We start from the raw sequence: 1,392 nt of genomic DNA, 5'->3' as shown, positions 1-1,392 counted from the left end.
GTTTCAGAGTACCAGCAGGTACACCGACAGGTATACATACCGTTACTTATACTGTGTGCGAAGTGTTGAATCCTGATCATTGCGTAACAAGCGTTGCTACTATAGCAGTGGGCAATGTGCCAGTGGTAACGCCTAATGCCTTTACCTATACCGGCACCGCTACTGTTACAACACCAAGTATATTAGACGATGATACAGTAGGTACCCAATCGGCTACAACAGGTACAGGTGGCAATGTGGTAATCAATATTACTAGTACACCTACCGGAACTGTAGTGCCAAGTTTGGATGCTAACAACGGAAGGGTAACTATACCAGCAGGTACACCACCAGGTATTTATACTATAACCTACGATGTTTGTACAACAGCTACGCCAACAGCTTGTACTCCGGGGGCAGTAGTTATTACTATACCAAATGTACCAGTGATAACCCCTGATGATATGGTATATACTGATACTACTACCACTACAGCGGGCAATATATTGACCAATGATAGGGTAGGTACCCAATCGGCTACAGCAGGTAATGGTGGTAATGTAAGCATTACCGTTACAATACCAGCTACTCCTAAAGCACCAGGTGCTACTGTACCAACGCTTAATCCTAATACAGGGGTAGTGACCGTACCAGCAGGAACCCCATCAGGTACTTATACGATTACTTATAAGATATGTACGACTGCTACACCTACCAGCTGCGATACAGGGGTAGTAACTATCACGGTATCGGGTACTGTAACCGAGGCACCAGATACTAACGATGTAACGGCTTATACTCGTATCAATACACCGGTAACAGTAGGAGTAACTAGCAGTACAACTGTAACGGTAAGCATACCATCGCAACCAGCCAACGGAACTGCTGTAAGCAATGGTGATGGTACTATAACTTATACGCCAAACAATGGCTTTAAGGGTACTGATAGCTTTGAGTATAGTTTGTGCAACGCGGCAGGTTGTCGTACCGCTACTATAAGTGTACGCGTAACCAGCGAGTTGATCATCTACAACGGAGTATCAATAGGTGGTAGTGATAAGAATAACCACTTCCATATTGAAGGCATAGAAAACTATCCTAACAACACGGTAAGAATTTACAACCGTTGGGGAGTGAAAGTCTTTGAAATGAGCGGTTATAATAATACCACTAAAGCTTTCAGAGGAGTATCGGAAGCTCGTGCTACCTTAGAAGCCTCAGACAACTTACCACAAGGTACTTATTATTACATCATCGAGTATGTAGATGAACATAATAAAACACAAACCGAAACCGGTTGGTTGTACTTGAAGAAAAACTAAATAATTAATAAATAAGTTAATTAACAATGAATAAAAGACTTTGCGAAGTTCATAGCGTGTCGTGCTACGACCTTTAGCAAAGTCTTTTTTC

Annotated in this window: 1 protein-coding gene; it reads left to right on the top strand. The window is 42.3% G+C overall.

Features of this window, described 5'->3' with window-relative positions; all coding sequences use genetic code 11:
• A partial coding sequence (locus tag HMPREF9074_RS05655) for a T9SS type B sorting domain-containing protein (protein ID WP_198133042.1) occupies positions 1-1,301 on the top strand: 1,301 nt, incomplete at its 5' end.
• Between the last annotated feature and the right edge of the window lie 91 nt (positions 1,302-1,392).

Source organism: Capnocytophaga sp. oral taxon 329 str. F0087 (assembly GCF_000213295.2).
GTDB lineage: Bacteria > Bacteroidota > Bacteroidia > Flavobacteriales > Flavobacteriaceae > Capnocytophaga > Capnocytophaga leadbetteri_A.
The sequence above is the reverse complement of the archived record's forward strand: the minus strand, read 5'-3'. Positions and strand labels throughout refer to the sequence as shown.